Raw genomic sequence first — 22615 nt, forward strand, 5'->3', positions numbered from 1 at the left:
GATACCAGCGTCGGTCTTAGTCCCGGCAACGGGCCGTCCAAAGCCGTGGCCACGCGGCCGGTTTGTGGAGGAATTTCGATGACGATCAGTGCGGATGCGCAGGAATTGGCAGCGCTGCGGTCGCTTTCGGCCGTCATCGGCAGCGACCCGCATCTGACCCAGGCCGCCGGCGGCAATACCTCGCTGAAAGCCGGCGACACGCTCTGGATCAAGGCCTCCGGTACCTGGCTGAAGGACGCGCTTACCGCAGACATCATGGTGCCGGTCAGCATCCCGCCATTGCTTGAAGCCATCGAACGGCGCGACCCGGCCGCCGAACAGCCGCAGGCCTTTGCCATCGGCGCCCTCAATCCACGCGGCTTGCGTCCGTCGATCGAGACCACGGTGCATGCGCTGATGCCGCAGCGTGTCGTCCTGCATGTCCACTGCGTCGAGACCATTTCGCTGGCCGTGCAGGCCGATTGCGAGGCCGAGGTCGCCAGGCGGCTCGATGGCCACCAATGGACCTATGTTCCTTATCGCCGGCCGGGGCTGCCGCTTGCCCAAGGGATCGCCGAGCGCTTGCGGCCAGGCGTAGACATCCTGATCCTCGGCAATCACGGTCTGGTCGTTGCAGCCGAGACCGTCGCCGCGGCCGACATGCTGCTGCGCCGCGTAACCCGGCTCCTGGCGCGGCCGCCGCGCCAGGTGGCTGAGCCGGACATTGCCGCCCTGACGGCGCGCGCCGGCGGCAGCGGCTACAGACTGCCAGCCGACGTGGAGGCGCATGCGGTGGCGATCGACCCCGAAAGCTGCCGCATGGCTTCGGGTGGCAGCCTCTACCCCGACCACGTCATCTTTCTCGGCGAGGGTTCGGTCGTGGCGGGACCGGGCGAGGATGTGAAGCGCGTGATCGAGCGCTGCGGCGCCGCACCCGTGGCGATCCTGTTTCCCGGCCTTGGCGTGCTGATGCGCGGCGACGCCGGCGCCGGCGCCGACGCCATGCAGCGCTGCCTCGCCGACGTCACGGCGCGGGTCGATGTCGCAGCGAAGCTGAATTATCTGACAGCGGCGGAGAATGACGAACTGATCAACTGGGACGCCGAAAAATATCGCCAGAAACTCAATGCCGGAGGCAGCTGACATGGCGCGTTCGTCAAGCCCGCTATCAACTGGCCCGCTTGCCATCGGCATCGACATCGGCACATCCGGCGCGCGCGCCGTCGCAATGCGCCCGGACTTTTCCATCGCCGCGCATTCCGCAATTGCCCTTGAGCGATTTGGGCTGAACGGCCGCGACCCCGCCGTATGGTGGGAGGCGGTCGGCGCGACGTTGGCGGAAGTGCTCAAATGTATCGATCGCGCGGCAGTGCTCTCGATCGCCGTCGACGGTACGTCGGGCACGCTGCTGCCGGTCGACGGCTCCGGGCGGCCGCTGGCCGAACCGCTGATGTACAACGACAAGGTCGCTGACGACATTATTCTGACTGCAATAGCCGGCGCGGCACCGGCAACGAGCGCTGCGCTTGGGGCGACGTCCGGTCTCGCCAAGGCGCTGTCTTTCCAGCACCTGCCCAGCGTCGCCACTGTGCTGCACCAGGCCGACTGGATCGCCGGACAGTTTTCCGGCCGCTTCGATGTCAGTGACGAGAACAACGCGCTGAAAACCGGCTACGACGTCGAGGCCCGGCGCTGGCCGGACTGGATCGCGGCGACCGGCATGCGCATGGAATTCCTGCCCCGAATCGTGCGGCCGGGCGATGTCACGGGCACGCTCACCGCCAGCGCTGCGAAAATGTTCGGCCTGCCGCGCGACGTGGTTGTCGTCGCCGGCACCACCGATGGATGCGCGTCGTTCCTGGCGACCGGTGCGACTGCCGCGGGCGCCGGCGTCACCGCGCTCGGCTCATCGCTGACCATCAAGATCCTCTCCGACCGGCCGATCTCGGCGCCGCAATTCGGCATCTACAGCCATAGGCTGGGAAACACCTACCTGGCGGGCGGTGCCTCGAACTCCGGCGGCAAGGTGCTGGCCCAGCATTTCCCCGTCGCCCGCATTGTCGAACTCAGCAAAAAGATCGACCCGGCGACAGAGACCGGCCTCGATTATTACCCGCTGCCGGCGCCGGGCGAACGCTTCCCCATAGCCGATCCGGCGCTGCCGCCCCGCCTCGAGCCGCGGCCCGCCGACGACGCCGATTATCTGAAAGCGATGTTCGAGGGTATTGCGGCGATCGAAGCGCTCGGCTATCGCCGGCTTGCCGAACTCGGCGCACCCCGGCTTACATCGGTCAGGAGCGTCGGCGGCGGTGCGGCCAATCCGGCCTGGACGGCGATCCGGCAGCGCAAGCTTGGCGTCGCTCTCGTGCCGGCTCTTTCGGAGGAGGCCGCCGCCGGCACGGCGCGGCTGGCGCTGATGGGCGCAGGCGCAGCGGGGCTTTTATGACGGCCAAGATAATTCAGCACCTCGACGGCATCGCCGCGCTGGCCGAGCGCTATCAGGTGTTCCTGCTCGACCAATTTGGTGTGCTGCACGACGGCACCAGCGCCTATCCAGGCGCTATCGAAGCCTTGTCGGCACTCAAGCGCGCCGGCAAGACCATCGTGCTGATCTCGAATTCCGGCAAGCGGGCGCAACCCAATGAGCGCCGCCTGCTGAAGCTCGGCTTCGCACCGGGAAGCTGGGACCATTTTGTCTCCTCCGGCGAGGTGGCGTGGCGCTCCTTCCACGAAATGGCGGCATCGGGGACCCTGCGCCCGCAGACAAAATGCCTGCTGATCAGCCGCGATAATGACCGTTCGGCTGTCGACGGCCTGCCCTTCGTCCTGGCCAAGGACGGCGACGATGCAGAACTGGTACTGATTTCCGCCAGCGAGGGCGATCGCTACGACCTCGACCATTATCGCCGGCTTCTCGGTCCGGCGGCGAAGCGCCAAGTGCCGTGCTTCTGCACCAACCCCGACAAGATCATGCTGACTGCCGTCGGGCCTTGCTTCGGCGCTGGCCGGCTGGCCGATCTCTATGAGAACCTCGGCGGCAGCGTCACCCGCATCGGCAAGCCCTATCCGCAGATATTCGAGGCAGCGCTGGCGCTGGCGGGCAACCCGGAGCGCGGCAACGCGGTCTGCGTCGGCGACAGCGTCGAGCACGACATCGCCGGCGGCAACGGCGTCGGCGTCGCGACGACGCTGGTCCTGTCCGGCATATTGGCGGAGACACCTGATCTGGAGACTGTTTTCGCCACGCTGAACGCCCGCCCCGACTACATCGCGGATAGCTTCAGGTTTCGCTGAATTGTTAAGGCGAGACAAAGCTAATCGAGGTTGAAACGCCCGATCACCGGCACATGGTCGGAGGGCCGCTCCCAGCCGCGCGCCGGCCGCAGGATTTCATAGCCGGCAAACTGCGGCACCAGGTTTGGCGACGACCAGATATGGTCGAGGCGGCGGCCGCGATTTGACGCCTGCCAATCCTGTGCACGATAGCTCCACCAGGTGTAGAGCTTCTCCTCGTAAGGCACATTGAGCCGCATCAGGTCGACCCAGTCGCCGGCGAGCCGCATCGCTTCGAAATTTTCCGTCTCGACCGGCGTATGGCTGACGACGTTGAGCAGCTGCTTGTGCGACCAGACATCGTGCTCGAGCGGCGCGATGTTAAGATCGCCGACCAGGATCGAGCCGGAAACCTCGTCATGCTCGGCGCGGACGGCGTTCATCTCGGCAACAAAATCGAGCTTGTGCTTGAACTTCCGGTTGACGGCCGGGTCGGGCTCGTCGCCGCCGGCCGGCACGTAGAAATTGTGCAGCAGGATCGCCTTGCCGCCAGCCTTGACGGTGACCGACAGATGCCGGCTGTCGTCGATCTCGCAGAAGCGGCGCTTTTCGACCACCTCGATCGGCCGCCGTGCCACCGTCGCAACGCCGTGGTAGCCCTTCTGGCCATGGAAGGCGATGTGCTCGTAGCCAAGCTTGCGGAACGCCTTCTCCGGAAACAATTCGTCAGGAACCTTGGTTTCCTGCAGGCAGAGCACGTCCGGCGCCTGCTCGACCAGCAGACGCTCGACGATCGGCATGCGCAGCCGGACGGAGTTGATGTTCCAGGTAGCGACGGAAAACGGCATGTGGGGTTCCGGACAACGCAAGATCCGCCGGATGGCCCGACGGAAGTCAATCGCGGAAACTACTGCCAGCCGCGCACCGCAAAAACAAGCCGGCCGCGCCTTGGGGGCGCGGCCCATGACTTTCCAGAAATATCAATACAGGAACCAAGCCCAAGGTGTGCTGAGATTCAGGTCAGGCCGAGTCGGAGTCGAAGACGGGCGCGAAGCGACCAGAATGGTGGATTCCGAGAACCGGAGCGGAGCGTACTTTTGGGTACGTGAGCACCGGCCTACGCCGGCCGTAGCCTTAACTGCCACGACCGCTCATGAGTGCTTTGGCCGGCGAAGGCCGGAAGCGCAGGAAACCGCCGTTGCAGGCCGGCATCACCTGAATATCGACACACCTTAGCGCGACTTGGTGTTCAGTTCCCGGTTGGCCGTATAGTCGATGGCAAAGGTGTCGGGCGCGAAACTGACGCCCTCCTTGGTGTTGAAGATCATCACCGTCGTGTCCTTGCCTTGCGCATCGGTGATGGTCCACTGCCGCAATTCATAGGATTTCGGATCGAACATCATGGTGATCTTCGAATTGCCGAACACCGATTTGTCGGCAAGCTGGATGGTGGTGAGATCGTTTTCTTCCTTGACGCTTCTGACGCGTCCGCCCGACAGATCGATCTTGTCGTCGAGCAGCAGCTTCAGCGGTGTCTTCGACAGCGGGTAGAGGTCGGAGGTCCGCAGCTTCTTGTTGAGGATGACCACCGACTTGCCGTCGGAAATCACCCTGAAATTCGAGGCGCCGTCATAGTTGAAGCGGATCTTGCCCGGCCGTTCCAGAAAGAACTTGCCGCCGGTCTGCTCGCCCTTTGGCCCGAACTGCACGAACTCGCCGCTCATCGATTTGACCGAGGAGAAATGATCGGCGATCTTCTGCGCCGTCGCCGGAACCGCTGCTTGCGCCGACGCCAGCAGCTGGAAGCCGGGCACGACGTTGACGGCCGCGGCACCGGCCAGGACCAGACCGAGCACCTGTCGGCGGGTTGGGGCGAAATCCCTGCTCGGGGCGAAAGATGCGTTTTTCATGCCGGTCACCATCATCTGATTGCTTGCTCGTTATATTGGTCTGGCCCCCCAGTTGGGCTTAAGTTTGGCGGGCGCGCAGCGCTCATCCGTTGCAACGCGCCGAGAGGTTCAAAGTTGCCGGCGCGGATGCGCTCTAGAACTTGTCGTCCTCCGTCGGCACCAGGATTTCGCGTTTTCCGGCATGGTTGGCCGGGCCGACAATGCCTTCCTTCTCCATCTTCTCGATGATCGAGGCGGCGCGGTTGTAGCCGATGCCGAGCCGGCGCTGGATGTAGCTGGTCGAGGCCTTGCCGTCGCGCAGCACCACCGCGACCGCCTGGTCGTAGGGATCGTCGGAATCCTCGAAATTGCCGCCGTCGCCGCTGCTGCCACTGCCTTTGCCCGACGGCTCATCATCATCCTTGTCGTCATCCTCGGTGATGGCGTCGAGATATTCCGGCACGCCTTGCAATTTCAGATGCGCGACGATCCTCTCCACCTCGTCGTCGGAAACGAAGGGACCGTGCACGCGCTGGATGCGGCCGCCGCCGGCCATGTAGAGCATATCGCCCATGCCGAGCAGCTGTTCGGCGCCCTGCTCGCCCAGGATGGTGCGGCTGTCGATCTTCGATGTCACCTGGAAGGAGATGCGGGTCGGGAAGTTGGCCTTGATGGTGCCGGTGATGACGTCGACCGACGGCCGCTGCGTTGCCATGATGACATGGATGCCGGCGGCGCGCGCCATCTGCGCCAGGCGCTGCACTGCGCCTTCGATGTCCTTGCCGGCGACCATCATCAGATCGGCCATCTCGTCGATGATGACGACGATGTAGGGCATCGGCTCGAGGTCGAGGTTCTCCGTCTCGTAGATCGCTTCACCGGTCTGGCGGTCGAAGCCGGTCTGCACGGTGCGCGAGATTCTTTCGCCTTTTTTCTCGGCCTGCTGCACGCGCGCGTTGAAACCGTCGATGTTGCGGACGCCGACCTTCGACATTTTGCGGTAGCGGTCCTCCATCTCTCGCACGGTCCATTTCAGCGCCACCACCGCCTTCTTCGGATCGGTGACCACCGGCGTCAGAAGATGCGGGATGCCGTCATAGACCGAGAGTTCCAGCATTTTCGGATCGATCATGATCAGCCGGCAGTCCTGCGGCGTCAGCCGATAGAGCAGCGACAGGATCATGGTGTTGATGGCGACGGACTTGCCCGAGCCGGTGGTGCCGGCGACCAGCACGTGCGGCATCTTGGCGATGTCGACGATGACCGCCTCGCCATTGATGGTCTTGCCCAGCGCCAGCGCCAGCTTGGCCTTGGTGGTCTCGAAATCGCGGCTGGCCATGATCTCGCGCAAATAGACGGTCTCGCGCCTGGCGTTCGGCAATTCGATGCCGATGGCGTTGCGGCCAGGCACCACGGCGACACGGCAGGCGATGGCGCTCATCGAGCGGGCGATGTCGTCGGACAGGCCGATCACCCGCGACGATTTGATGCCGGGCGCGGGTTCCAGCTCGTAAAGCGTGACGACCGGACCCGGGCGCACATGGATGATTTCGCCCTTGACGCCGAAATCCTCCAGCACGCCCTCGAGCAGGCGGGCGTTCTGCTCCAGCGCGTCCTTCGACAGGCTGGCGTCGCGCACCACGTTCTTCGGTTCCGACAGGAAATGCAGTGACGGCATCTCGAATTTTTCCGAGCCGATCAGCGAGGTCTGCGCCTCGCGCTGGACCCGGGCGCCGGGTGCCGGCCGCGGCGCCGGCGCCTCGACGCGTGTCGCCGCATCGGAACGGAAGTTCTGCACCTTCGCCGTCGGCGCGGCGCGGCGTTGGCCGGCCGGCTCGGGCGCGAAATCCATGTCGTCGTCATTGTCGTCGTTATCGAAGACATCGGCATCGTCGGGGTCGATCGAGGCACTGCGGTCGTTGACCATGGCGGCGAAGAATTCCGGCTCGACGCGGGCGCGCCCGCCCGGGCTCATCCGCGCCTCGGCGAACTCGGCCGATTCGACCCGTTCTGCCGCCCGCCGCCAGGCGCTGGCCCGCGGCTCCATCTCCGGCTCGAAATCGTCGCGCTCGCGCCGGCGCGCGGCGCGGCGACGCAGATAGGCCCGCAGCGACAGCCACCAATGGGTGATGGCGCCAAGCGCCAATATGCCTTCGTCGCCCTCGTCCTCTTCATTGTCGAAAAGCAGGTCGTCCTGCGGATCGGCAGCAGTGTGCTGATCAAGCACGGCAAAGCCGTTCTTGCGTGAAATCAGCGCCGAACCATACAGAAACAGCCCCAGCGCCGGTGCTGCAAGGAGCACGGCAAGCACGCTGGCGACGAGGCCGGTCGGATAGCCGCCGATGACCAGGCCGGGAATGTTGAGCACCATGTCGCCAAAGACGCCGCCGAGGCCGGTCGGCAGCGGCCAGGTCTTGGGCGGCACCACGCAGCCGGCAATTGCCGCGCCAAGCAGCGAAAACCCGAACCAGGCCAGCGCCCGTTTCGGCAGCCGGTCGACGCCGCGCGCGGTAAACAGCAGAAATCCCCAGATCACCGCCGGCACCAGCGCCGCAACGGCGGCGAGTCCGAAGAACTGCATGGCAATGTCGGAAAAGACGGCGCCGGCATAACCCATTGCATTGGTGACGATATTATCGGTGGCGTGCGAGAAGCTCGGATCGGCGACGTTCCAGGTGGCAAGGGCGGCGACGCCGAAGCCAACCAGAGCAAACAGCCCGGCACCGACCAGCCGCCCGACCTGGCGCCTCGCGAACGCCCGGATGCCGTGCCCCGTATCGGCCAGCGCAAACGGTGCTGAAGCCCCTGAACGCATGCTCTTCCTCGTCTGTCGTTGCCCGGCCGGGCGCGGACGCGCAACACGGCAGATTCGGCTGTCAGACTAGCGGCGGGAAGGTTAAGGGCGCATTAACCATGGGCAGCCTGCGTCTGCGGAACGGGCGCAGGATGTCATGCCTGACTTCCTGTTCAAACGCGGCGGTGATCCTGCGACAGGCATTGGCAACCACGCTGACTCGGCGAAAATGGCGGGCACGCTGGAGCCGCTGCGGCAGATGTTTCACGCCGCCGACGGATCGAGCACCTTGATCAAGCGATCGTGATCGAGCCGTCACGGCCATCCGCGCACAAAAAGAGGCCCGGAAGATTTCCGGGCCTCAAGGCGTGAGCCCTTGCGGGAGCATCACGACGGGATGGGACGTCGCGAGGCGGCCGAGGGCCGCCCCGGACGAGCTTACGGGTGATAGGCCACTTCGCCGTGCGAGGTGAGATCGAGCCCTTCGCGCTCTGCATCGGCTGTCGGACGCAGGCCGACGATCAGGTCGACGATCTTGTAGAGGATCGCGCTGCCGATACCCGACCAGAGGATTGTCACCAGCACACCTTTGAACTGCGACATCAGCTGGGTGGCCGTGCCGGCGTAGCCGGCGGCGAAGTCGGCTGTCGAGTAATCGACGATGCCGGCGCCGCCGAGAGCGGGATTGACCAGGATACCGGTGCCGAGCGCGCCGATGATGCCGCCGATGCAGTGGATGCCGAAAACATCGAGGCTGTCGTCGTAGCCGAACTTGTTCTTCACCACCGAGACGAAGAAGTAGCAGACGCAAGTGGCGACGAGACCGAGCACGATGGCGCCCATCGGTCCGGCAAAGCCGGCGGCAGGTGTCACGGCGACGAGGCCGGTGACAGCACCCGAAACGGCACCAAGCATGGATGCTTTGCCGCGCAGCAGCGTTTCAAGCACGATCCAGGTCACTGCCGCCGCCGCCGTGGCGACAAACGTATTGACCATGGCCAGCACGGCATAGGCGTTCGCTTCCAGGTTCGAACCGGCATTGAAGCCGAACCAGCCGACCCACAGCAGCGAGGCGCCGACCATGGTCAGCGTCATCGAGTGCGGCGCCATGACGTCCTTCTGGTAGCCGATACGCTTGCCGATCATCAGCGCGCCGACAAGGCCGGCAATGCCTGCATTGATGTGAACGACGGTGCCGCCGGCGAAGTCGATGGCGCCGAAGCCGAAGATGAGACCCGACGGATCGCTATAAGCGCTCGGGCCGCCCCAGAACCACACCATGTGCGCGATCGGGAAATATACGAAGGTGACCCAGAGGATGGTGAAAAGGATCACGGCGGAGAACTTGATGCGTTCGGCGAAAGCGCCGACGATCAGGGCAGGCGTGATGCAGGCGAAGGTCATCTGGAAGAGAACGAACACCAGTTCGGGAATGGCCACGCCCTTGGTGAAGGTTTCGGACACCGTCGTCACGTCGACGCCGGCCAGAAACATCTTGGAAAGGCCACCGACGAAGGCGTTGCCGGGGGTGAAGGCCAGGCTGTAGCCGTAGAAAACCCAGACGATCATGACCACGCTGGTGATGGTGAAGACCTGCATCAGCACCGACAGCATATTCTTGGCGCGAACCAGGCCACCGTAGAAAAGGGCAAGGCCGGGAATGGTCATCAGCAGCACCAGAATAGTGGAGATCATCATCCACGTCGTGTCGCCCTTGTCGACGGTGAATGCCGGCGCCGCTGCCGGTGCTGCCGGAGCCGCTTCCTGCGCGAACGCAGCAACCGTGCCCAGTGCAGCGAGAGCGAGCGAGCCCCAAACGGCCGCGCGTCCCGTTAACTTCAAGGTGGAAGGAATATTCATTGAACTCTCCATTGGAATACGTGTCCGCGGCTCAAAGCGCGTCGGTGTCTGTTTCGCCGGTGCGAATGCGCACCGCCTGGTCGATGCCGAAGACGAAGATCTTGCCGTCGCCGATCTGACCGGTCTTGGCCGCCGCGGTGATGGCTTCGACGGCCTTGTCGACCATGTCGACGGCGACCGCGACTTCGATCTTGATCTTCGGCAGGAAGCTGACCGCGTATTCCGCCCCGCGATAGATTTCCGTGTGCCCCTTCTGACGTCCGTAGCCTTTTACTTCGGTGACGGTCAGGCCTTGGATGCCGACTGCGGTGAGCGCCTCGCGCACCTCGTCGAGCTTGAACGGCTTTATGATTGCCATCACGATCTTCATAAGGTTTCACCCTTTGCTGTTGCGGGTCCCCGCGTTTGCACGACTTCGCCGATCCCCATGAGAGCCGGAGAGTGCCCGCTAGGATTCAAGCTCCGTGCCAATTGCCGAAGCAGGGTGTTAAGCTGTTGTTAAACAACGAAATCGGGAAGGTTTGTCGGCTACCTGTTCACAGTCGCGTCAATGCAAATGATTAAAAAATAGGCAAAATTCGAAAAATGCCTACTCGGCAGGCGGCCGCTTCAGCCGGATGAGTCCTTCTTGGGCAACCGAGGCGATCAACGTGCCGTCGCGGGCAAACAGCGAGCCGCGGGTAAAGCCACGCGATCCTTGCGTCGACGGGCTGTCCTGCGTGTACAGCATCCAGTCGTCGAGCGGGTGGCTGCGATGGAACCACATGGCGTGGTCGAGGCTCGCTGCCTGGATGTCGCGATCGAAAATGGCGCGGCCGTGGGCAAAAGTCGAGGTGTCGAGCAACGTCATATCGGAGAGGTAAGCGAGCACGGCCGCCTGCGTGGCGCGGTCGGCCGGCACCGGGCCGGTGGTGCGGATCCAGATGTTCTGCTTCGGCTCGAGCTTTTCCCGGCTCGTGTAATGCTTCAGCATCACCGGCTTCATCTCGATCGGCCGGTCGCGCTCCCAATAGCGCTTGATGCCGTCGGGCACGGCTTCGCCGAACTTGCCCAGCAATTCGCGCTGCGACAGCAATGTGTCGGGCGCCGGCACGTCCTGCGGCATCGGCACCTGATGTTCCAGGCCGACCTCATCCTGCTGGAATGAGGCTTCCAGCGAAAAGATCGCCTGGCCGTGCTGGATCGCGACGACGCGGCGCGTGGTGAAGGAGCCGCCGTCACGGATGCGGTCGACCTCGTAGATGATCGGCACCTTGGTGTCGCCCGGTCGCATGAAATAGCCATGCAGCGAGTGCACATGGCGCTCGGCCTCGACCGTTCGCTGCGCGGCGACAAGCGCCTGGGCGATGGTCTGGCCGCCGAAGATGCGCTGCCAGTCGAGCTTGGGGCTGCGACCGCGATACAGGTTGTGTTCCAGCTGCTCGAGGTCGAGAATGCCGAGAAGCTCGTCCATGGCTGCCGTCATCTTGACCTCGCCGCAAAATTACCATGGCGGTTTCCGACAGGAACAGCGGGCAGTCAAGGGCGGAATGCCCGGCGACAGTCAGGCTGCGAAAGGAATTGCCATCGTGGACAGCAAGAATTCGCTCGACGTTCTGGTCGCCGGCGCCGGCTATATCGGCCTGGCCGCCGCCGTGTCTCTGAAGCAGGCGCGGCCGAGCCTCGCCGTTGCCGTCGTCGACGCAGCACCCGCCGGCGTCTGGCAGAAGGACGGCCGCGCCTCGGCGATTGCAGCCGCCGCGTGCCGCATGCTCGACCAGCTCGGCGTCTGGAACGAGATCGCGCCGGAGGCGCAGGCGATCACCGAAATGATCGTCACCGATTCGCGCACAACGGATCCGGTCCGTCCGGTGTTCCTCACCTTCGATGGCGAGGTCGCGCCCGGCGAACCCTTTGCGCATATGGTCGCCAACAAGGATTTGAACGGCGCCTTGCGCCGGCGCGCCGAACAGCTCGGCATCGGCATCATCGAGGGCGTCGCCGTCAGCGCCTTCGATACCAACGGCGCCGGCATCACCGTGCATCTTGCCGATGGCGCGACGCTTAAGGCGCGGCTGCTGGTCGCCGCCGACGGCGTCAACTCGAAGCTGCGCGACATGGCCGGCATCAAAACGGTGAAATGGGAGTATGGCCAGTCCGGCATCGTCTGCACGGTGGCGCATGAGCGGCCGCACAACGGCCGCGCCGAAGAGCATTTTCTTCCGGCCGGCCCCTTTGCCACGCTGCCACTCAAGCCGGGCAAGGACGGCACCAACCGTTCGTCGATCGTCTGGGTCGAACGGTCGCAAGACGCCGAAAAGCTGGTCGGGGGCGACACCCTGGTCCTGGAGTATGAGCTCGAGCACCGCTTTGGCCTCAAGCTCGGCGAAATCCATATCGCCGACAAGCCCCGCGCCTGGCCGCTCGGGCTGACCATTGCGCGCGCCTTCGTCGCGCCGCGCATCGCCTTGGCCGGCGACGCCGCCCACGGCATCCACCCGATCGCCGGCCAGGGCCTCAATCTGGGCTTCAAGGACGTGGCGGCACTTGCTGAGGTGGTGGTCGAGGCCGACCGGCTCGGCCAGGACATCGGCGCGCTCGACGTGCTTGAGCGCTACCAGCAATGGCGGCGCTTCGACACGGTGCAGATGGGCATCACCACCGATGTGCTGAACCGGCTGTTTTCCAACGATTTCGGCCCGCTGCGTACGTTGCGCGACGTCGGTCTTGGCCTTGTCGAACGCATGCCGCGGCTGAAGGGGTTCTTCATCCGCCAGGCGTCAGGTCTGTCCGGCAACACGCCGAAGCTGTTGAAGGGCGAGGCGATCTGATCCATCTCACAGACATGCCAGGATGTGTTGAGATTCAGGTCAGGCCGAGCCGGAGTCGAAGACGGGGCGCGAAGCGACCAACAGTGGCTTCCGAGAACCGGAGCGGAGCGTGCGTTTGGGTACGTGAGAATAGGAAGCGCAGGAAGCCACCCTTTGCAGGCCGGCATCACCTGAATATCAGCACACCCTAATTGACCTCGAAACCGAGCTTCTGGCGCAGCCGGAGCATGCGCTGGTCGGAAATCTGCTGGCTTTGCCCGCCGACTTCCGTGACACGGCTGACCATCTGTAGCAGATCGTTCCTTTCAGCCGCATCGAGGCGTTCGCGCAGGAACGGTGCCAGCTTGTCGATGACGACCGTGGCGTCGTCGATTTGCGAGGCCGCCCATTTGGCGTAGATCACCGCTTCATCGGTCTGCTTTTTGTCGGCAATCTCCGAGATCACCGATCGAATGGCAGCTTCGCGTTGCGGCAGCACAGGGCCATGTTCGGAAACAATGGCGGTGATCAGCGTCGCCGCGGCCACGACCGGATCGTCGATCGCCGTCAGCGGCGAGAGCGCCGCTTGCTTGCGCAGTTTCTTGCGGCGGACATTGCCCTGGACGCGGCCAACGACGTCGGCAACCTCACGCGCCGCGTCGTTCATGGTCTTCAGCCGGTACCACCAGAACGCCGCTGCCCCCAGCAGGCCGATTGCAGCAATCAATATATGCATGCCCAAGATCCCCCAATCTCGGGCGACGATGAGAGAAGTGTTGCTTCGCTTCAACACGCAAAAGTTGCGTCAATCGAAGAAAACAAAAGCCTGCGCCAGTCGCCGGCCGCCGACATCTCTACGACCCCGGCACGTTGTAGATCGCCCGCACCTCGATCGTGCCGATTTCGGCCAGCGGAATGCCGCCGGCGATCTCCAGCGCCTCGTCGAGGTCCTCGGCCTCGATCATGACGAAACCGAGCAACTGCTCCTTGGTCTCGGCGAAGGGGCCGTCGGTGACCAGCCGCTTGCCTTTGCGCCGGCGCACGGTCTTCGACGTCTGCACCGATTGCAGCGCCTGCGCGATGATCAGCCGGCCGCTTTGCGCCACCGACCTGTCATAGGCCAGCGAATCGGCGTCGAGCTTGGCCAGCCTCGCAGGCGTCATTGCGTAGAGATCGTTTTCTTCGCCGTAGACCAGGCAAACGTATTTCATCTTTACCTCCATTCCTGGGTTGAAGCGGCAGCCGAGGCTAGGGAAATCTCGGCCGGGCCTTTGCCCGCTGTATGATCGAGCCCCGCTGCATAATCCAGAAAGGACACCGCAATCCCGATAATGGCAATCGCCGCAAGCAGCCGGCCGAAGCCGGAAGGCGGCAGGCGCGACCAGTCGGCTTGTTGTTCACCGGCCCTGTGGCTGGTGTTTGTCCAGTGAGCAGAAAACAGATTGTTCATGTGATCCTCCATCCAGCCACCAATTCCATGGCCGCCCGCAGGACGGCCGGGACAGATGGAAGTCGACATTTTTGCACGCATATTTTTTTCGCGATTTTTTTCCCGAGCGATTTTTTGCTTGACCATGATGTGTCACGCTGCCGCCGTACGAAAGCGCGGGTGGCCTTCGCTCCAGCGCGCGCTATAGTCGACTGGATGCCGATCACGGGCTCAATCACGACAATCAAGGAGGAATTGATGGACCGCACCGCCAACGCCGTTTGGAAAGGCAGTTTCAAGGAAGGCAAAGGCACGCTCGAAACCCAGAGCGGGACGCTGAAAGGTACGCCCTATTCTGCCAAGATGCGTTTCGAGGACGAGAGCGGCAAATCCGGCACCAACCCGGAAGAGCTGATCGCCGCCGCCCATGCCGGCTGCTACGCCATGCAGCTTTCGCATTTCCTCGCCGAGAACGGCACTCCGGCTGCCGAGCTCGACGCCAAGGCCGTGGTAACGCTGGTCCCCGGCACCGGCATCACCGGCAGCGCGATCACGCTGGTCGGCAAGGTGCCGGGCATCGATGCCGCCAAGTTCAAGGAACTGGCCGAAAAGGCCAAGGCCGAATGCCCAGTCTCGAAAGCGCTCGGCGCCATCAAAGTATCGCTCGACGCCAGTCTCGGGTGAGGGAGCCACATCTAGAGAGCCATCGGGAGCCGTCGGCAGACCAGCGAAGGATACAAATGTCGGCGATCCTTCGCGCCGACGTCTCGAAAATTCTTATCGTCCCTCGCCGGTCAGCGCGTCGAGGCGGGCGCGCAATGCCGCGACCTCCTGCTCGAGGGCCTGCACGCGCATTTCCAGATCCGAGGCCGGCAAGGGCGATTGCTGGGGCGCCGCGGCAGCCGACAGCTGCACCGGCCCGCTGAGCAGTTGGACATAACGGTCCTCGCGCTGGCCCGGGCCGCGGTCGATCTGCTGCACCAGCGGCGGCCTGCGGCCGATCAGCAGATCGAGATTGCCGCGAAGCTCGTCGATCGACGGCAACCGTGCCATGCGCTCGCTTCGCGCCAGCAATTCATAGGCCGTCTGCGGCCCGCGCAGCAGCAACAGGCCGAGCAGCGCGATCTGCGCCGAGGTCAGGGAAAAGCGCTGCGCCACGACATGCTCATAGCGCTCGACGCGCGACGCGAACACCTGCCTGACCAGGCCCTTCTGCTCGAGCTGGCCAAGCGCCCTTCTAACCTCGGCAAGCTCGACCGACATTACCGGCTCGCGCGCCGTCTTCTGGTTGGCCGCGGCAAGTGCCGCATTGAGCGTCAGCGGATAGACGTCGGGCGTCAGCTCCTTCTTCTCGATCAGGCAGCCGAGCACACGCGCCTCGATGGGGGAGAGGATGGGAAGCTCATCGCTCATTGAAGTTCAGCCTCCCGGCGGTAAAAGTCGGTTGCAAGGACACGGTTTCGCGCCTGGCGGGCTTCATCCCGGATCACGCCGGCAAGGTTCATTTCGTGGTGATCATAGCGCGCCTCAAGATAGCGCGCGATCGCCGTCGGGATGAGACCGGTCCCCATTTCCCGCGTCTGGCTTTTGCGGTCGATCAGGCTGCGGATTTCATCGCTTGCCTGCACTGGCATCTCGATCTGGTCGATGCACTCGCCAAGGTTCATCGGCGGTAGGCCGGCGAGGCCGCGCTGCTCCATCCAGTCCAACGCGACCAGTGGTCGAATGAGATAGAACAGCTTCTTCAGCTTCACCTCGCCGGAAAAGCTGCCGATCTTGGCAACATGTGAACGCGCCAGGCCGAGATAGTGACGCGCTACTTTTGCCGGATCGACGATCTCGGCAAGCAGGTCGAGAAGGCGCCGCCGAAATCCCGTGACCTCTTCGTAGACGATTGATGATTTTGCCCATTCGACGATGACGGCATTGCCGCCGAGCCCGAGCAGCAAGGCCTTGCGCAGATCCCAGCCGCCGGCGTCGATCTCGCCTTCGATGGGAAATTCGATCACGTCGCGTGCCTGTTCCAACACAAGGTGATCCGCCCGGCCTGACATAGACGAAACGGCAGTCATAGTCGCTGTCGGGAGACGGGAACCCCCAGGCGCGGCTGCCGCTTTCGATGGCGAACAGGATCGTCACGCCTTGCGTTCGCACGACATCGAGTCGCGCCCGGATCGCCGCGACGGCGTCAGATGAAAAATCGGCAGGTAGCTGCTTCATCTGCTGCTAAACCCGTCGCTCCACCATCATCTTCTTGATCTCGGCGATCGCCTTGGCCGGGTTGAGCCCTTTGGGGCAGGTCTGGGCGCAGTTCATGATCGTGTGACAGCGATAGAGCCGGAACGGGTCTTCGAGATTGTCGAGCCGCTCGCCCGTTGCCTCGTCCCTGGAATCGATCAGCCAGCGATAGGCCTGCAGCAGCGTCGCCGGGCCGAGATAGCGCTCGCCGTTCCACCAGTAGCTCGGGCAGGAGGTCGAGCAGCAGGCGCACAATATGCACTCGTAGAGCCCGTCGAGCTTTTCGCGGTCCTCATGGCTCTGCAGCCATTCCTTGGCCGGCTCGGGCGACACCGTCTTCAACCACGGCTCGATCGAGGCGTGCTGGGCGTAGAAATTGGTGAGGTCGGGCACAAGGTCCTTGACCACTTGCATGTGCGGCAGCGGGTAGACCTTGATCGCGCCGGAAATGTCGTCGCAGCCCTTGGTGCAGGCCAGCGTGTTCGACCCGTCGATGTTCATGGCGCAGGAGCCGCAAATGCCTTCGCGGCAGGAACGGCGCAGCGTCAGCGTCGGGTCGATCTTGTTCTTGATCCAGAGCAGCGCGTCGAGCACCATCGGCCCGCAATCGTCCATGTCGACGAAATACGTGTCCATGCGCGGGTTCTCGTCATCGTCCGGCGACCAGCGATAGATGCGGTATTCGCGCAGATTGGTCGCGCCCTCCGGCTTCGGCCAGGTTTTCCCGGCCATGATCTTCGAGTTTTTCGGAAGCGTGAGTTCGACCATTATCTCAGGTCCTTTCGGATGACGAGCTTCAGCCCGGACCAGATCCCGTTTATGGCGGCGACCTTGACGTCGACGAGGTCGAGCTTCAGCGCCTCGGTGCGGATAACGTCCTCGGTGACGTCGGTCGGCACTTTCGATGCCTTCTTTGGCCACGACACCCAAACCATGCCGTGCCGCTTAATCGCCGCTTCTACGTCGCCAAGACGGTCCTCGATTTCGACACGCCGCCGGGCGAAAGCATGCACGGCATCGTATTTCTCATGAACGCCAGAGATCGCCGACCAGTCAGCCAGCCGGTCGACGTGGGCAAAGTCGACGGCGTCGGTCAGATCGTCGAGTTCGGGCGGCAGGGCGACGAAGGCGGCAATCATCCCGTCCTTCAGGCCGAGCTTGGCCGGAAGGGGCGTGCCGGAATATCCAGCTGCCGCCAGCGCCATGATCAATACACCCTGGCCTTCGGCGCAATCTTGGCCGGGTTGATGCCGCCGTCTGCTTCCTTAAGCAGCGTCTCGGTGTGCACCGGCCGGTAGCTGAGCGCTACCTCGCCGGCCTCGTTGAGCCGGGCCAGCGTATGCTTGCGCCAGTTCGCGTCGTCGCGGGCCGAAAAGTCCTCCCGCGCGTGCGCCCCGCGGCTTTCCTTGCGCGCTTCGGCGCCGTAGACGGTGGTGATGGCGTTGGCCATCAGGTTTTCCAGCTCCAGCGTCTCGACTAGGTCGGAGTTCCAGATCATCGAGCGGTCGAACACCTTGACGTCGCCGAGTTCACCCCAGATCTGCGAAATGCGCCTGCAGCCGCTTTCCAACGATTCCTGGGTGCGGAACACCGCCGCGTCCTCCTGCATCGCCTTCTGCATCTTTTCGCGCAAAACCGCTGTCGGCGTCGAACCGTTGGCGTGGCGCAGCCGGTCGAAGCGGTCCATGATCTTTTCGACCGAGGCTTCGTTGGGCGACGGGATCGCGACGTTGCGGTCGATCACCTGGCCGGCCCGGATCGCCGCCGCACGGCCGAACACCACCAGGTCGATCAGCGAATTCGAACCCAGCCGGTTGGCGCCGTGCACCGAGGCGCAGCCGGCCTCGCCGACGGCCATCAGCCCGGGCAACACCTGGTCCGGGTTCAGGGCGGTCGGGTTGAGCACCTCGCCCCAGTAATTGGTCGGCACGCCGCCCATATTGTAATGGACGGTCGGCAGCACCGGGATCGGTTCCTTGGTCAGGTCGACGCCGGCAAAAATCTTTGCCGACTCTGAAATACCCGGGAGCCTTTCGTGCAAAACGGCCGGATCGAGATGGTCGAGGTGGAGAAAAATATGGTCCTTCTTCGGGCCGACGCCACGGCCTTCGCGGATCTCCAGCGTCATGCAGCGCGAGACCACGTCACGCGAAGCCAGATCCTTGGCTGACGGCGCGTAGCGTTCCATGAAGCGCTCGCCCTCGGAATTGACGAGATAGCCGCCCTCGCCGCGCGCGCCCTCGGTAATTAGGCAGCCGGCGCCGTAGATGCCGGTCGGGTGGAACTGCACGAACTCCATGTCCTGCAGCGCCAGGCCGGCGCGTGCGGCCATGCCGCCGCCATCGCCGGTGCAGGTATGCGCCGAGGTGGCCGAGAAATAGGCGCGGCCATAGCCGCCGGTCGCCAGCACCACCATCTTGGCCGAAAAACGGTGGATGGTGCCGTCGTCGAGGTTCCAGGCGACGACGCCGGTGCAGGTGCCGTCCGGCTCCATGATCAGGTCGAGCGCGAAATACTCGATGAAGAACTGCGCATTGTGCTTCAGCGACTGGCCGTAGAGCGTGTGCAGCATGGCATGGCCGGTGCGGTCGGCGGCCGCACAGGTGCGCTGCACCGGCGGCCCCTCGCCGAAATTCATCATCATGCCGCCGAACGGGCGCTGGTAGATTTTCCCGTCCTCGGTGCGGCTGAAGGGCACACCGTAATGTTCGAGTTCGTAGACCGCCGCCGGCGCCTCGCGCACCATGTATTCCTGCGCGTCGGTATCGCCCAGCCAATCCGAGCCCTTGACCGTGTCGAAGAGATGCCACTGCCAGTTGTCGGGGCCCATATTGGCGAGCGAGGCGGCGATGCCGCCCTGAGCGGCGACCGTGTGCGAGCGCGTCGGGAACACCTTGGTGATACAGGCGGTGCGCAGGCCCTGCTCGGCCATGCCGAGCGTGGCGCGCAGGCCGGCACCGCCGGCGCCGACGACCACGACGTCGAATTTGTGGTCGACATAGCTATAGGCGGAAGCCGTATTGGCGTTCTTCGCGTCCTTGGCCAAAAATCAGCCTCCAAATGCCAGTTTAAGCAGGGCGAAAACCGAGGCGACGCCGACGACTACGGGAAAGAATGTGTTGAGCGCGAGCAACGCCAGCCTGGTGCCCTCGCCATGCACATAGTCTTCGATGATCGCCTGCATGCCGAGCCGCATGTGGTAGAGCACCGACAGCAGCACCAGCGCCAGCACCAGTGCCACGAACGGATTGGCAAGTGCGGCGCGCACCTCGAGATAGCTGGCGCCGTTGAGTGCGATCAGGAAGCCGACGAAGAACAGGACCAGCGGGATGTTGGAGATCGCCGTCAGCCGCTGGCGCCAGAAATGGCCGGTGCCCTCGCGGGCCGAACCCAGACCGCGGACCTTGGCCAGCGGCGTGCGCATATCGGTGTTTTTGCCTGTCATGTCAGGCTCCCCCGCGCCATGTAGCCGGCGATCCAGATCAGCAGCGTCAGCGTGACCGAGCCGGCCAGCGTCGCCCAGGCGATCCTCGAGGCCGTATGCTTTTCCAGCCCTGCCCCAGTGTCCCAGATAAGATGGCGCACGCCGCCCAGCATGTGGTGCATCAGCGCCCAGCTGTAGCCGAACAGCACCAGCCGCCCGAGCCACGAGCCGAAGGCCCAGTTGACGGCATTGAAGGTCGCCTCCGAACTCGCCGCCGCCATCAGCCACAGCGCGACCAGCAGCGTGCCGAAATAGAGCGCCCCGCCGGTGATGCGGTGGACGATCGACATCGTCATGGTGATCGGCGGCCGATAGACGGTCAGATGCGGCGAAAGCGGCCGTTCACGTCTGGTAAATTCGCGGGTGGCTGGTGATTTGCTCATGGCTCCCCCAGTTCGGCGTCTCTGGAGCCTCAGGTGGAAATGCGGCATTACCGCTTCCGGTTGCGACTTCGGACAGCCGGTTTCTAATGCTCTTTTTGCACCGCGTCAAAGCCGGAAAACCGTTTTGAAAACGTAATTTAGTCTGATGAAAGCGAAGGTTTCAGCTTCAATCGATTAGGGCTGTGGCCTTGAGCCGGCACAATGTCGCTGCACTGCAAAATATGGCTGCCGCACCGGGTCGATTAGCGTTTACAGGCCACCGGTGAGGCACCGCCCTTCATCACCAGCGCGTCACGCCCGTCGATCACGATTGCGTCATGCGCCTCGCCGTAACGGCTGGTCTGATTGGCCGGTGAGGCCGGCAGCTCGGCGCTGGTGCCGTCCGGGCCGAGCACACGCACCGACGTGCCGAGATCCTCGATGGTCATCATGCTCCCGTCGGCGCATTTGTAGGTCGCCGTGCGCGGCTGCGGTGTCGATTCGGTTGGAGCGATCGCGACAGAAGCGGCCACTGTATTCCCGAGCTTGGGCGCACTGGTCTGCGGCGCGCAGGCGGCGGCAGCCAGCAGCGAGGAGACGGCCAGCGCTATCCGAAACGTGCGGCGTAATCTCATATGCTGCTTCCCCGCGCCTCGAAACCGGCCGCGATGCCCCGGCAAGCCGCCGGATTTCATGCTTTTTGAGTCGCGCTCGATGCCGGCGATGGTGGGAACAAGCATGGCCGAATGATGGCCGGTGGCCGCTCGAATATTAACCATGTTTTCCGAGACCTCGCGGCGGCGGCGGTTGCCCTCTTAACAAAGGTTAATAAAAGGTTAATTTCTGATTCGAGGAGGCTTGCCTCTCAGCAATGGAGCAGCTCGCCATGCATTCGAATTCAGCAAGATCGGGCCTTCGCGGGTTCCTATTGGCGGCGCTCGCCGTCGGCATCGCCGCACCGGCATTCGCCGGAACGCGCCACCACGACCGCGTCTATGCCGATTCCTTCGGCAACCTGGTCATCGAAAGCGCCGCCGGCTACAAGCGCATCCTCGTCGGCGAGGGCAAGCTCGCCAAGGAATTGTCCGACTACACCAGCGCCGGCCAGCCCGAGGTGATCTATGAAAACGACTCGGATGAGGTCCGAAACGGCGACTGCTACAGGCCGCCGGTTTTCGTGAAGGGCCGCAGCTATATGTACGGCCTCTCCGACGGCGAGATGCCGGAGCTCAGCCCGTGCCGCTGACGGCCGCGCTGCCGTTTGTCGCCGGAGCCGGCTGGGCAGCGGCCGGCCCGGCCGAGACACGCACGCAATCGCGGCCGCTGCCCTTCGCCTGATAGAGCGCTTTGTCGGCGCGCCGCAGCAGGTCGGAAAAGCTTTCGCCCGAACCAAGCTCGGCAACGCCGAAACTGGCGCTGCAGCGATGATCCGCCGGCAGGCAGTCGATGGGCGTGGCACCGAAGGCGGTACGCGTGCCCTCGGCGAAGAGCCGGGCGGCGGCGAGGTTGGTCCCCGGCAGGAAAATAGCGAATTCCTCGCCGCCGATCCGGCCGGCGACATGATGGTCGGCCGCGGCATCGCGGAGAAAACCGGCAAAGGTCTCGATGACCCGATCGCCGGACGCGTGGCCGTACGTATCGTTGATGCGCTTGAAATGGTCGAGATCGGCAATGACCAGTGCCGCCGGGACAGCCCGCCGCATGGCGTCGCGCAGTGCGATCTCGGCATGCCGCTCGAAGCCGCCACGGTTGAGCAGCCGTGAAAGCGTATCGGTTTCCGATTTCGACGTCGCCTCGGCGAGCACGTCGCGGACCAGGATAGCCAACGTCACCAGCGCAAGCGCCAGGCCGAACACGGTGCCGATAGACTGCGACACCAACGCGTAGCTGGTCTGCGCATAAGATTGCGGGTTGGCGCCCCAGCCGCCAAGCGCATGGGCGATGAAGGGTTTGCTGGCGAACTGCAAGGTGCTGGCTGCCAGGACAGCCATCAGCATATAGTCGAGCCGCTCGCGTCTTTGCCTGGACGACAAGACGATCGTCAGCCCGGTGAATTGCATGGCCGCATAGGGAAACTGGTAGGCCGCCATGCGCACAAAGGATTGACGTGGCAGGTCCTGTACGAAGTAGACCGCGAAGGTGGCGAAGACCAGGAAGAAGAGCATCGGCGGCCAAGGGCGCGAAACGCCGTATTTATGGGCAAGCCCGCCATTGAAGGCGACGGTAGCGCCAAGGAAAGCGGCAAAGGCTGCAACAACCACCGGTCGTGCATTGTCGAAGGCAGGGATGCTGAATTCGATGGCGAAATAGGCCATGCCCAGTACATAGCCGAACGCAAGCCAGCGTGCCGACACCCGTCCTGCGTCATAGACGGCGATCGTCATGAAGGCCGCCGCCAGCAGCCCGGCAACGAACAGGTTGATCACCAGGATGAAATTGGCGCTGCCCATTGCGTTTTTGGCACTCCCCGCCGAACAGCAAACCACCGAGGCGCGAAAAAGACGTTAATTCGAGGCCG

Annotated in this window: 24 protein-coding genes and 1 pseudogene; 7 read left to right on the top strand and 18 right to left on the bottom strand. The window is 63.8% G+C overall.

The window, feature by feature from the left end:
- The first annotated feature begins 78 nt into the window (after positions 1-78).
- The 3 genes from NKH91_RS08425 to NKH91_RS08435 are packed head-to-tail and all read left to right on the top strand — an operon-like array spanning position 79 to position 3273.
- The gene (locus NKH91_RS08425; protein ID WP_352845327.1) at positions 79-1122 is read left to right on the top strand and encodes a class II aldolase/adducin family protein; all 1044 of its coding nucleotides are present in this window, start codon (positions 79-81) and stop codon (positions 1120-1122) included.
- A 1-nt stretch (position 1123) separates the two neighbouring features.
- Positions 1124-2425 (top strand): FGGY-family carbohydrate kinase, encoded by a 1302-nt coding sequence (locus NKH91_RS08430; RefSeq protein WP_352845329.1) that lies wholly within the window; start codon positions 1124-1126, stop codon positions 2423-2425.
- The gene (locus tag NKH91_RS08435) at positions 2422-3273 is read left to right on the top strand and encodes a TIGR01459 family HAD-type hydrolase (RefSeq protein WP_023721395.1); all 852 of its coding nucleotides are present in this window, start codon (positions 2422-2424) and stop codon (positions 3271-3273) included. The genes NKH91_RS08430 and NKH91_RS08435 overlap by 4 nt, the downstream gene beginning before the upstream one ends.
- 20 nt (positions 3274-3293) lie before the next feature.
- Here NKH91_RS08435 and NKH91_RS08440 read toward each other — a convergent pair whose 3' ends face one another.
- The 3 genes from NKH91_RS08440 to NKH91_RS08450 form a co-directional block, all read right to left on the bottom strand.
- Positions 3294-4100: an exodeoxyribonuclease III gene (locus NKH91_RS08440; protein ID WP_023721396.1), complete on the bottom strand. Its 807-nt coding sequence runs from the start codon at positions 4098-4100 to the stop codon at positions 3294-3296.
- A gap of 384 nt (positions 4101-4484) precedes the next feature.
- A complete protein-coding gene (locus NKH91_RS08445) occupies positions 4485-5162 on the bottom strand; it encodes an outer membrane lipoprotein carrier protein LolA (RefSeq protein WP_023721397.1) in 678 nt (225 codons plus the stop codon).
- Positions 5163-5295: 133 nt separating this feature from the next.
- Positions 5296-7956: an FtsK/SpoIIIE family DNA translocase gene (locus tag NKH91_RS08450; protein WP_352548542.1), complete on the bottom strand. Its 2661-nt coding sequence runs from the start codon at positions 7954-7956 to the stop codon at positions 5296-5298.
- Positions 7957-8092: 136 nt separating this feature from the next.
- Here NKH91_RS08450 and NKH91_RS08455 point away from each other — a divergent pair, with 136 nt between their 5' ends.
- Positions 8093-8242: a hypothetical protein gene (locus NKH91_RS08455; RefSeq protein WP_023722684.1), complete on the top strand. Its 150-nt coding sequence runs from the start codon at positions 8093-8095 to the stop codon at positions 8240-8242.
- 131 nt (positions 8243-8373) lie between these two features.
- Here NKH91_RS08455 and NKH91_RS08460 read toward each other — a convergent pair whose 3' ends face one another.
- The 3 genes from NKH91_RS08460 to tesB form a co-directional block, all read right to left on the bottom strand.
- Positions 8374-9795, bottom strand: a complete 1422-nt coding sequence (locus NKH91_RS08460) for an ammonium transporter (RefSeq protein ID WP_352845333.1) — start codon at positions 9793-9795, stop codon at positions 8374-8376.
- 31 nt (positions 9796-9826) lie between these two features.
- On the bottom strand, positions 9827-10165 hold the full coding sequence (locus NKH91_RS08465) for a P-II family nitrogen regulator (RefSeq protein ID WP_023679755.1): 339 nt from the start codon (positions 10163-10165) through the stop codon (positions 9827-9829).
- Between the two features lie 219 nt (positions 10166-10384).
- Positions 10385-11260, bottom strand: a complete 876-nt coding sequence (gene tesB / locus NKH91_RS08470; protein ID WP_023722686.1) for an acyl-CoA thioesterase II — start codon at positions 11258-11260, stop codon at positions 10385-10387.
- A 64-nt stretch (positions 11261-11324) separates the two neighbouring features.
- On the opposite strand from tesB, the gene NKH91_RS08475 reads away from it, so the two are divergent.
- A complete protein-coding gene (locus NKH91_RS08475) occupies positions 11325-12605 on the top strand; it encodes a ubiquinone biosynthesis hydroxylase (protein WP_352845512.1) in 1281 nt (426 codons plus the stop codon).
- Positions 12606-12792: 187 nt separating this feature from the next.
- Here the strand turns inward: NKH91_RS08475 and NKH91_RS08480 are convergent, their stop codons facing one another.
- The 3 genes from NKH91_RS08480 to NKH91_RS08490 form a co-directional block, all read right to left on the bottom strand.
- Complete coding sequence (locus tag NKH91_RS08480; protein ID WP_023722688.1) at positions 12793-13320, bottom strand: hypothetical protein; 528 nt, start codon at positions 13318-13320, stop codon at positions 12793-12795.
- Positions 13321-13438: 118 nt separating this feature from the next.
- Positions 13439-13795, bottom strand: coding sequence for a YciI family protein (locus tag NKH91_RS08485; protein WP_352845335.1), 357 nt, complete (start codon positions 13793-13795; stop codon positions 13439-13441).
- Positions 13796-13797: 2 nt separating this feature from the next.
- Positions 13798-14160 (bottom strand): hypothetical protein, encoded by a 363-nt coding sequence (locus NKH91_RS08490; RefSeq protein ID WP_352845337.1) that lies wholly within the window; start codon positions 14158-14160, stop codon positions 13798-13800.
- 111 nt (positions 14161-14271) lie between these two features.
- Between NKH91_RS08490 and NKH91_RS08495 the strand changes: the two genes are divergently transcribed.
- Positions 14272-14697 (top strand): OsmC family protein, encoded by a 426-nt coding sequence (locus NKH91_RS08495; RefSeq protein WP_352494072.1) that lies wholly within the window; start codon positions 14272-14274, stop codon positions 14695-14697.
- Between the two features lie 93 nt (positions 14698-14790).
- Here the strand turns inward: NKH91_RS08495 and NKH91_RS08500 are convergent, their stop codons facing one another.
- The 8 genes and pseudogenes from NKH91_RS08500 to NKH91_RS08540 form a co-directional block, all read right to left on the bottom strand.
- Entirely contained in the window at positions 14791-15426 is a 636-nt protein-coding gene (locus NKH91_RS08500; RefSeq protein ID WP_352845339.1) for a YceH family protein, read from the bottom strand.
- Positions 15423-16233 (bottom strand): annotated as a pseudogene (locus NKH91_RS08505) (nucleotidyltransferase domain-containing protein). The gene NKH91_RS08500 and the pseudogene NKH91_RS08505 overlap by 4 nt, the downstream one beginning before the upstream one ends.
- A 6-nt stretch (positions 16234-16239) precedes the next feature.
- A complete protein-coding gene (locus NKH91_RS08515) occupies positions 16240-17019 on the bottom strand; it encodes a succinate dehydrogenase iron-sulfur subunit (protein WP_023722699.1) in 780 nt (259 codons plus the stop codon).
- Positions 17019-17456 (bottom strand): DUF3052 domain-containing protein, encoded by a 438-nt coding sequence (locus NKH91_RS08520; RefSeq protein ID WP_352845343.1) that lies wholly within the window; start codon positions 17454-17456, stop codon positions 17019-17021. The genes NKH91_RS08515 and NKH91_RS08520 overlap by 1 nt, the downstream gene beginning before the upstream one ends.
- 2 nt (positions 17457-17458) lie before the next feature.
- Positions 17459-19297 (bottom strand): succinate dehydrogenase flavoprotein subunit, encoded by a 1839-nt coding sequence (sdhA, locus tag NKH91_RS08525; RefSeq protein ID WP_352481037.1) that lies wholly within the window; start codon positions 19295-19297, stop codon positions 17459-17461.
- 3 nt (positions 19298-19300) lie between these two features.
- On the bottom strand, positions 19301-19696 hold the full coding sequence (gene sdhD / locus NKH91_RS08530; RefSeq protein WP_352845345.1) for a succinate dehydrogenase, hydrophobic membrane anchor protein: 396 nt from the start codon (positions 19694-19696) through the stop codon (positions 19301-19303).
- Positions 19693-20118, bottom strand: a complete 426-nt coding sequence (gene sdhC / locus NKH91_RS08535; RefSeq protein WP_023722703.1) for a succinate dehydrogenase, cytochrome b556 subunit — start codon at positions 20116-20118, stop codon at positions 19693-19695. The genes sdhD and sdhC overlap by 4 nt, the downstream gene beginning before the upstream one ends.
- Before the next feature lie 242 nt (positions 20119-20360).
- Positions 20361-20732, bottom strand: a complete 372-nt coding sequence (locus NKH91_RS08540; protein WP_352845347.1) for a hypothetical protein — start codon at positions 20730-20732, stop codon at positions 20361-20363.
- A gap of 251 nt (positions 20733-20983) precedes the next feature.
- On the opposite strand from NKH91_RS08540, the gene NKH91_RS08545 reads away from it, so the two are divergent.
- Positions 20984-21343, top strand: a complete 360-nt coding sequence (locus NKH91_RS08545) for a hypothetical protein (RefSeq protein ID WP_352845349.1) — start codon at positions 20984-20986, stop codon at positions 21341-21343.
- Here NKH91_RS08545 and NKH91_RS08550 read toward each other — a convergent pair.
- Entirely contained in the window at positions 21327-22547 is a 1221-nt protein-coding gene (locus NKH91_RS08550) for a GGDEF domain-containing protein (protein WP_352845351.1), read from the bottom strand. The two genes, NKH91_RS08545 and NKH91_RS08550, sit on opposite strands and share 17 nt — an antisense overlap.
- Positions 22548-22615 lie beyond the last annotated feature (68 nt).

Source organism: Mesorhizobium sp. M0894 (assembly GCF_040319725.1).
Lineage (GTDB): Bacteria > Pseudomonadota > Alphaproteobacteria > Rhizobiales > Rhizobiaceae > Mesorhizobium.

What these genes read in the sequence shown, in the direction of transcription:
- sdhD (WP_352845345.1), bottom strand. Translation starts at nt 19,696, where the DNA reads ATGACAGGCAAAAACACCGATATGCGCACGCCGCTGGCCAAGGTCCGC.
- NKH91_RS08545 (WP_352845349.1), top strand. Translation starts at nt 20,984, where the DNA reads ATGCATTCGAATTCAGCAAGATCGGGCCTTCGCGGGTTCCTATTGGCG.
- NKH91_RS08515 (WP_023722699.1), bottom strand. Translation starts at nt 17,019, where the DNA reads ATGGTCGAACTCACGCTTCCGAAAAACTCGAAGATCATGGCCGGGAAA.
- NKH91_RS08520 (WP_352845343.1), bottom strand. Translation starts at nt 17,456, where the DNA reads ATGGCGCTGGCGGCAGCTGGATATTCCGGCACGCCCCTTCCGGCCAAG.
- NKH91_RS08495 (WP_352494072.1), top strand. Translation starts at nt 14,272, where the DNA reads ATGGACCGCACCGCCAACGCCGTTTGGAAAGGCAGTTTCAAGGAAGGC.
- NKH91_RS08475 (WP_352845512.1), top strand. Translation starts at nt 11,325, where the DNA reads ATGCCCGGCGACAGTCAGGCTGCGAAAGGAATTGCCATCGTGGACAGC.
- NKH91_RS08430 (WP_352845329.1), top strand. Translation starts at nt 1,124, where the DNA reads ATGGCGCGTTCGTCAAGCCCGCTATCAACTGGCCCGCTTGCCATCGGC.
- NKH91_RS08450 (WP_352548542.1), bottom strand. Translation starts at nt 7,956, where the DNA reads ATGCGTTCAGGGGCTTCAGCACCGTTTGCGCTGGCCGATACGGGGCAC.
- NKH91_RS08480 (WP_023722688.1), bottom strand. Translation starts at nt 13,320, where the DNA reads ATGCATATATTGATTGCTGCAATCGGCCTGCTGGGGGCAGCGGCGTTC.
- NKH91_RS08455 (WP_023722684.1), top strand. Translation starts at nt 8,093, where the DNA reads ATGCCTGACTTCCTGTTCAAACGCGGCGGTGATCCTGCGACAGGCATT.
- tesB (WP_023722686.1), bottom strand. Translation starts at nt 11,260, where the DNA reads ATGACGGCAGCCATGGACGAGCTTCTCGGCATTCTCGACCTCGAGCAG.
- NKH91_RS08485 (WP_352845335.1), bottom strand. Translation starts at nt 13,795, where the DNA reads ATGAAATACGTTTGCCTGGTCTACGGCGAAGAAAACGATCTCTACGCA.
- NKH91_RS08460 (WP_352845333.1), bottom strand. Translation starts at nt 9,795, where the DNA reads ATGAATATTCCTTCCACCTTGAAGTTAACGGGACGCGCGGCCGTTTGG.
- NKH91_RS08540 (WP_352845347.1), bottom strand. Translation starts at nt 20,732, where the DNA reads ATGAGATTACGCCGCACGTTTCGGATAGCGCTGGCCGTCTCCTCGCTG.
- NKH91_RS08500 (WP_352845339.1), bottom strand. Translation starts at nt 15,426, where the DNA reads ATGAGCGATGAGCTTCCCATCCTCTCCCCCATCGAGGCGCGTGTGCTC.
- NKH91_RS08425 (WP_352845327.1), top strand. Translation starts at nt 79, where the DNA reads ATGACGATCAGTGCGGATGCGCAGGAATTGGCAGCGCTGCGGTCGCTT.
- NKH91_RS08490 (WP_352845337.1), bottom strand. Translation starts at nt 14,160, where the DNA reads ATGGTCAAGCAAAAAATCGCTCGGGAAAAAAATCGCGAAAAAAATATG.
- sdhC (WP_023722703.1), bottom strand. Translation starts at nt 20,118, where the DNA reads ATGAGCAAATCACCAGCCACCCGCGAATTTACCAGACGTGAACGGCCG.
- NKH91_RS08435 (WP_023721395.1), top strand. Translation starts at nt 2,422, where the DNA reads ATGACGGCCAAGATAATTCAGCACCTCGACGGCATCGCCGCGCTGGCC.
- NKH91_RS08550 (WP_352845351.1), bottom strand. Translation starts at nt 22,547, where the DNA reads ATGGGCAGCGCCAATTTCATCCTGGTGATCAACCTGTTCGTTGCCGGG.
- NKH91_RS08445 (WP_023721397.1), bottom strand. Translation starts at nt 5,162, where the DNA reads ATGAAAAACGCATCTTTCGCCCCGAGCAGGGATTTCGCCCCAACCCGC.
- NKH91_RS08465 (WP_023679755.1), bottom strand. Translation starts at nt 10,165, where the DNA reads ATGAAGATCGTGATGGCAATCATAAAGCCGTTCAAGCTCGACGAGGTG.
- NKH91_RS08440 (WP_023721396.1), bottom strand. Translation starts at nt 4,100, where the DNA reads ATGCCGTTTTCCGTCGCTACCTGGAACATCAACTCCGTCCGGCTGCGC.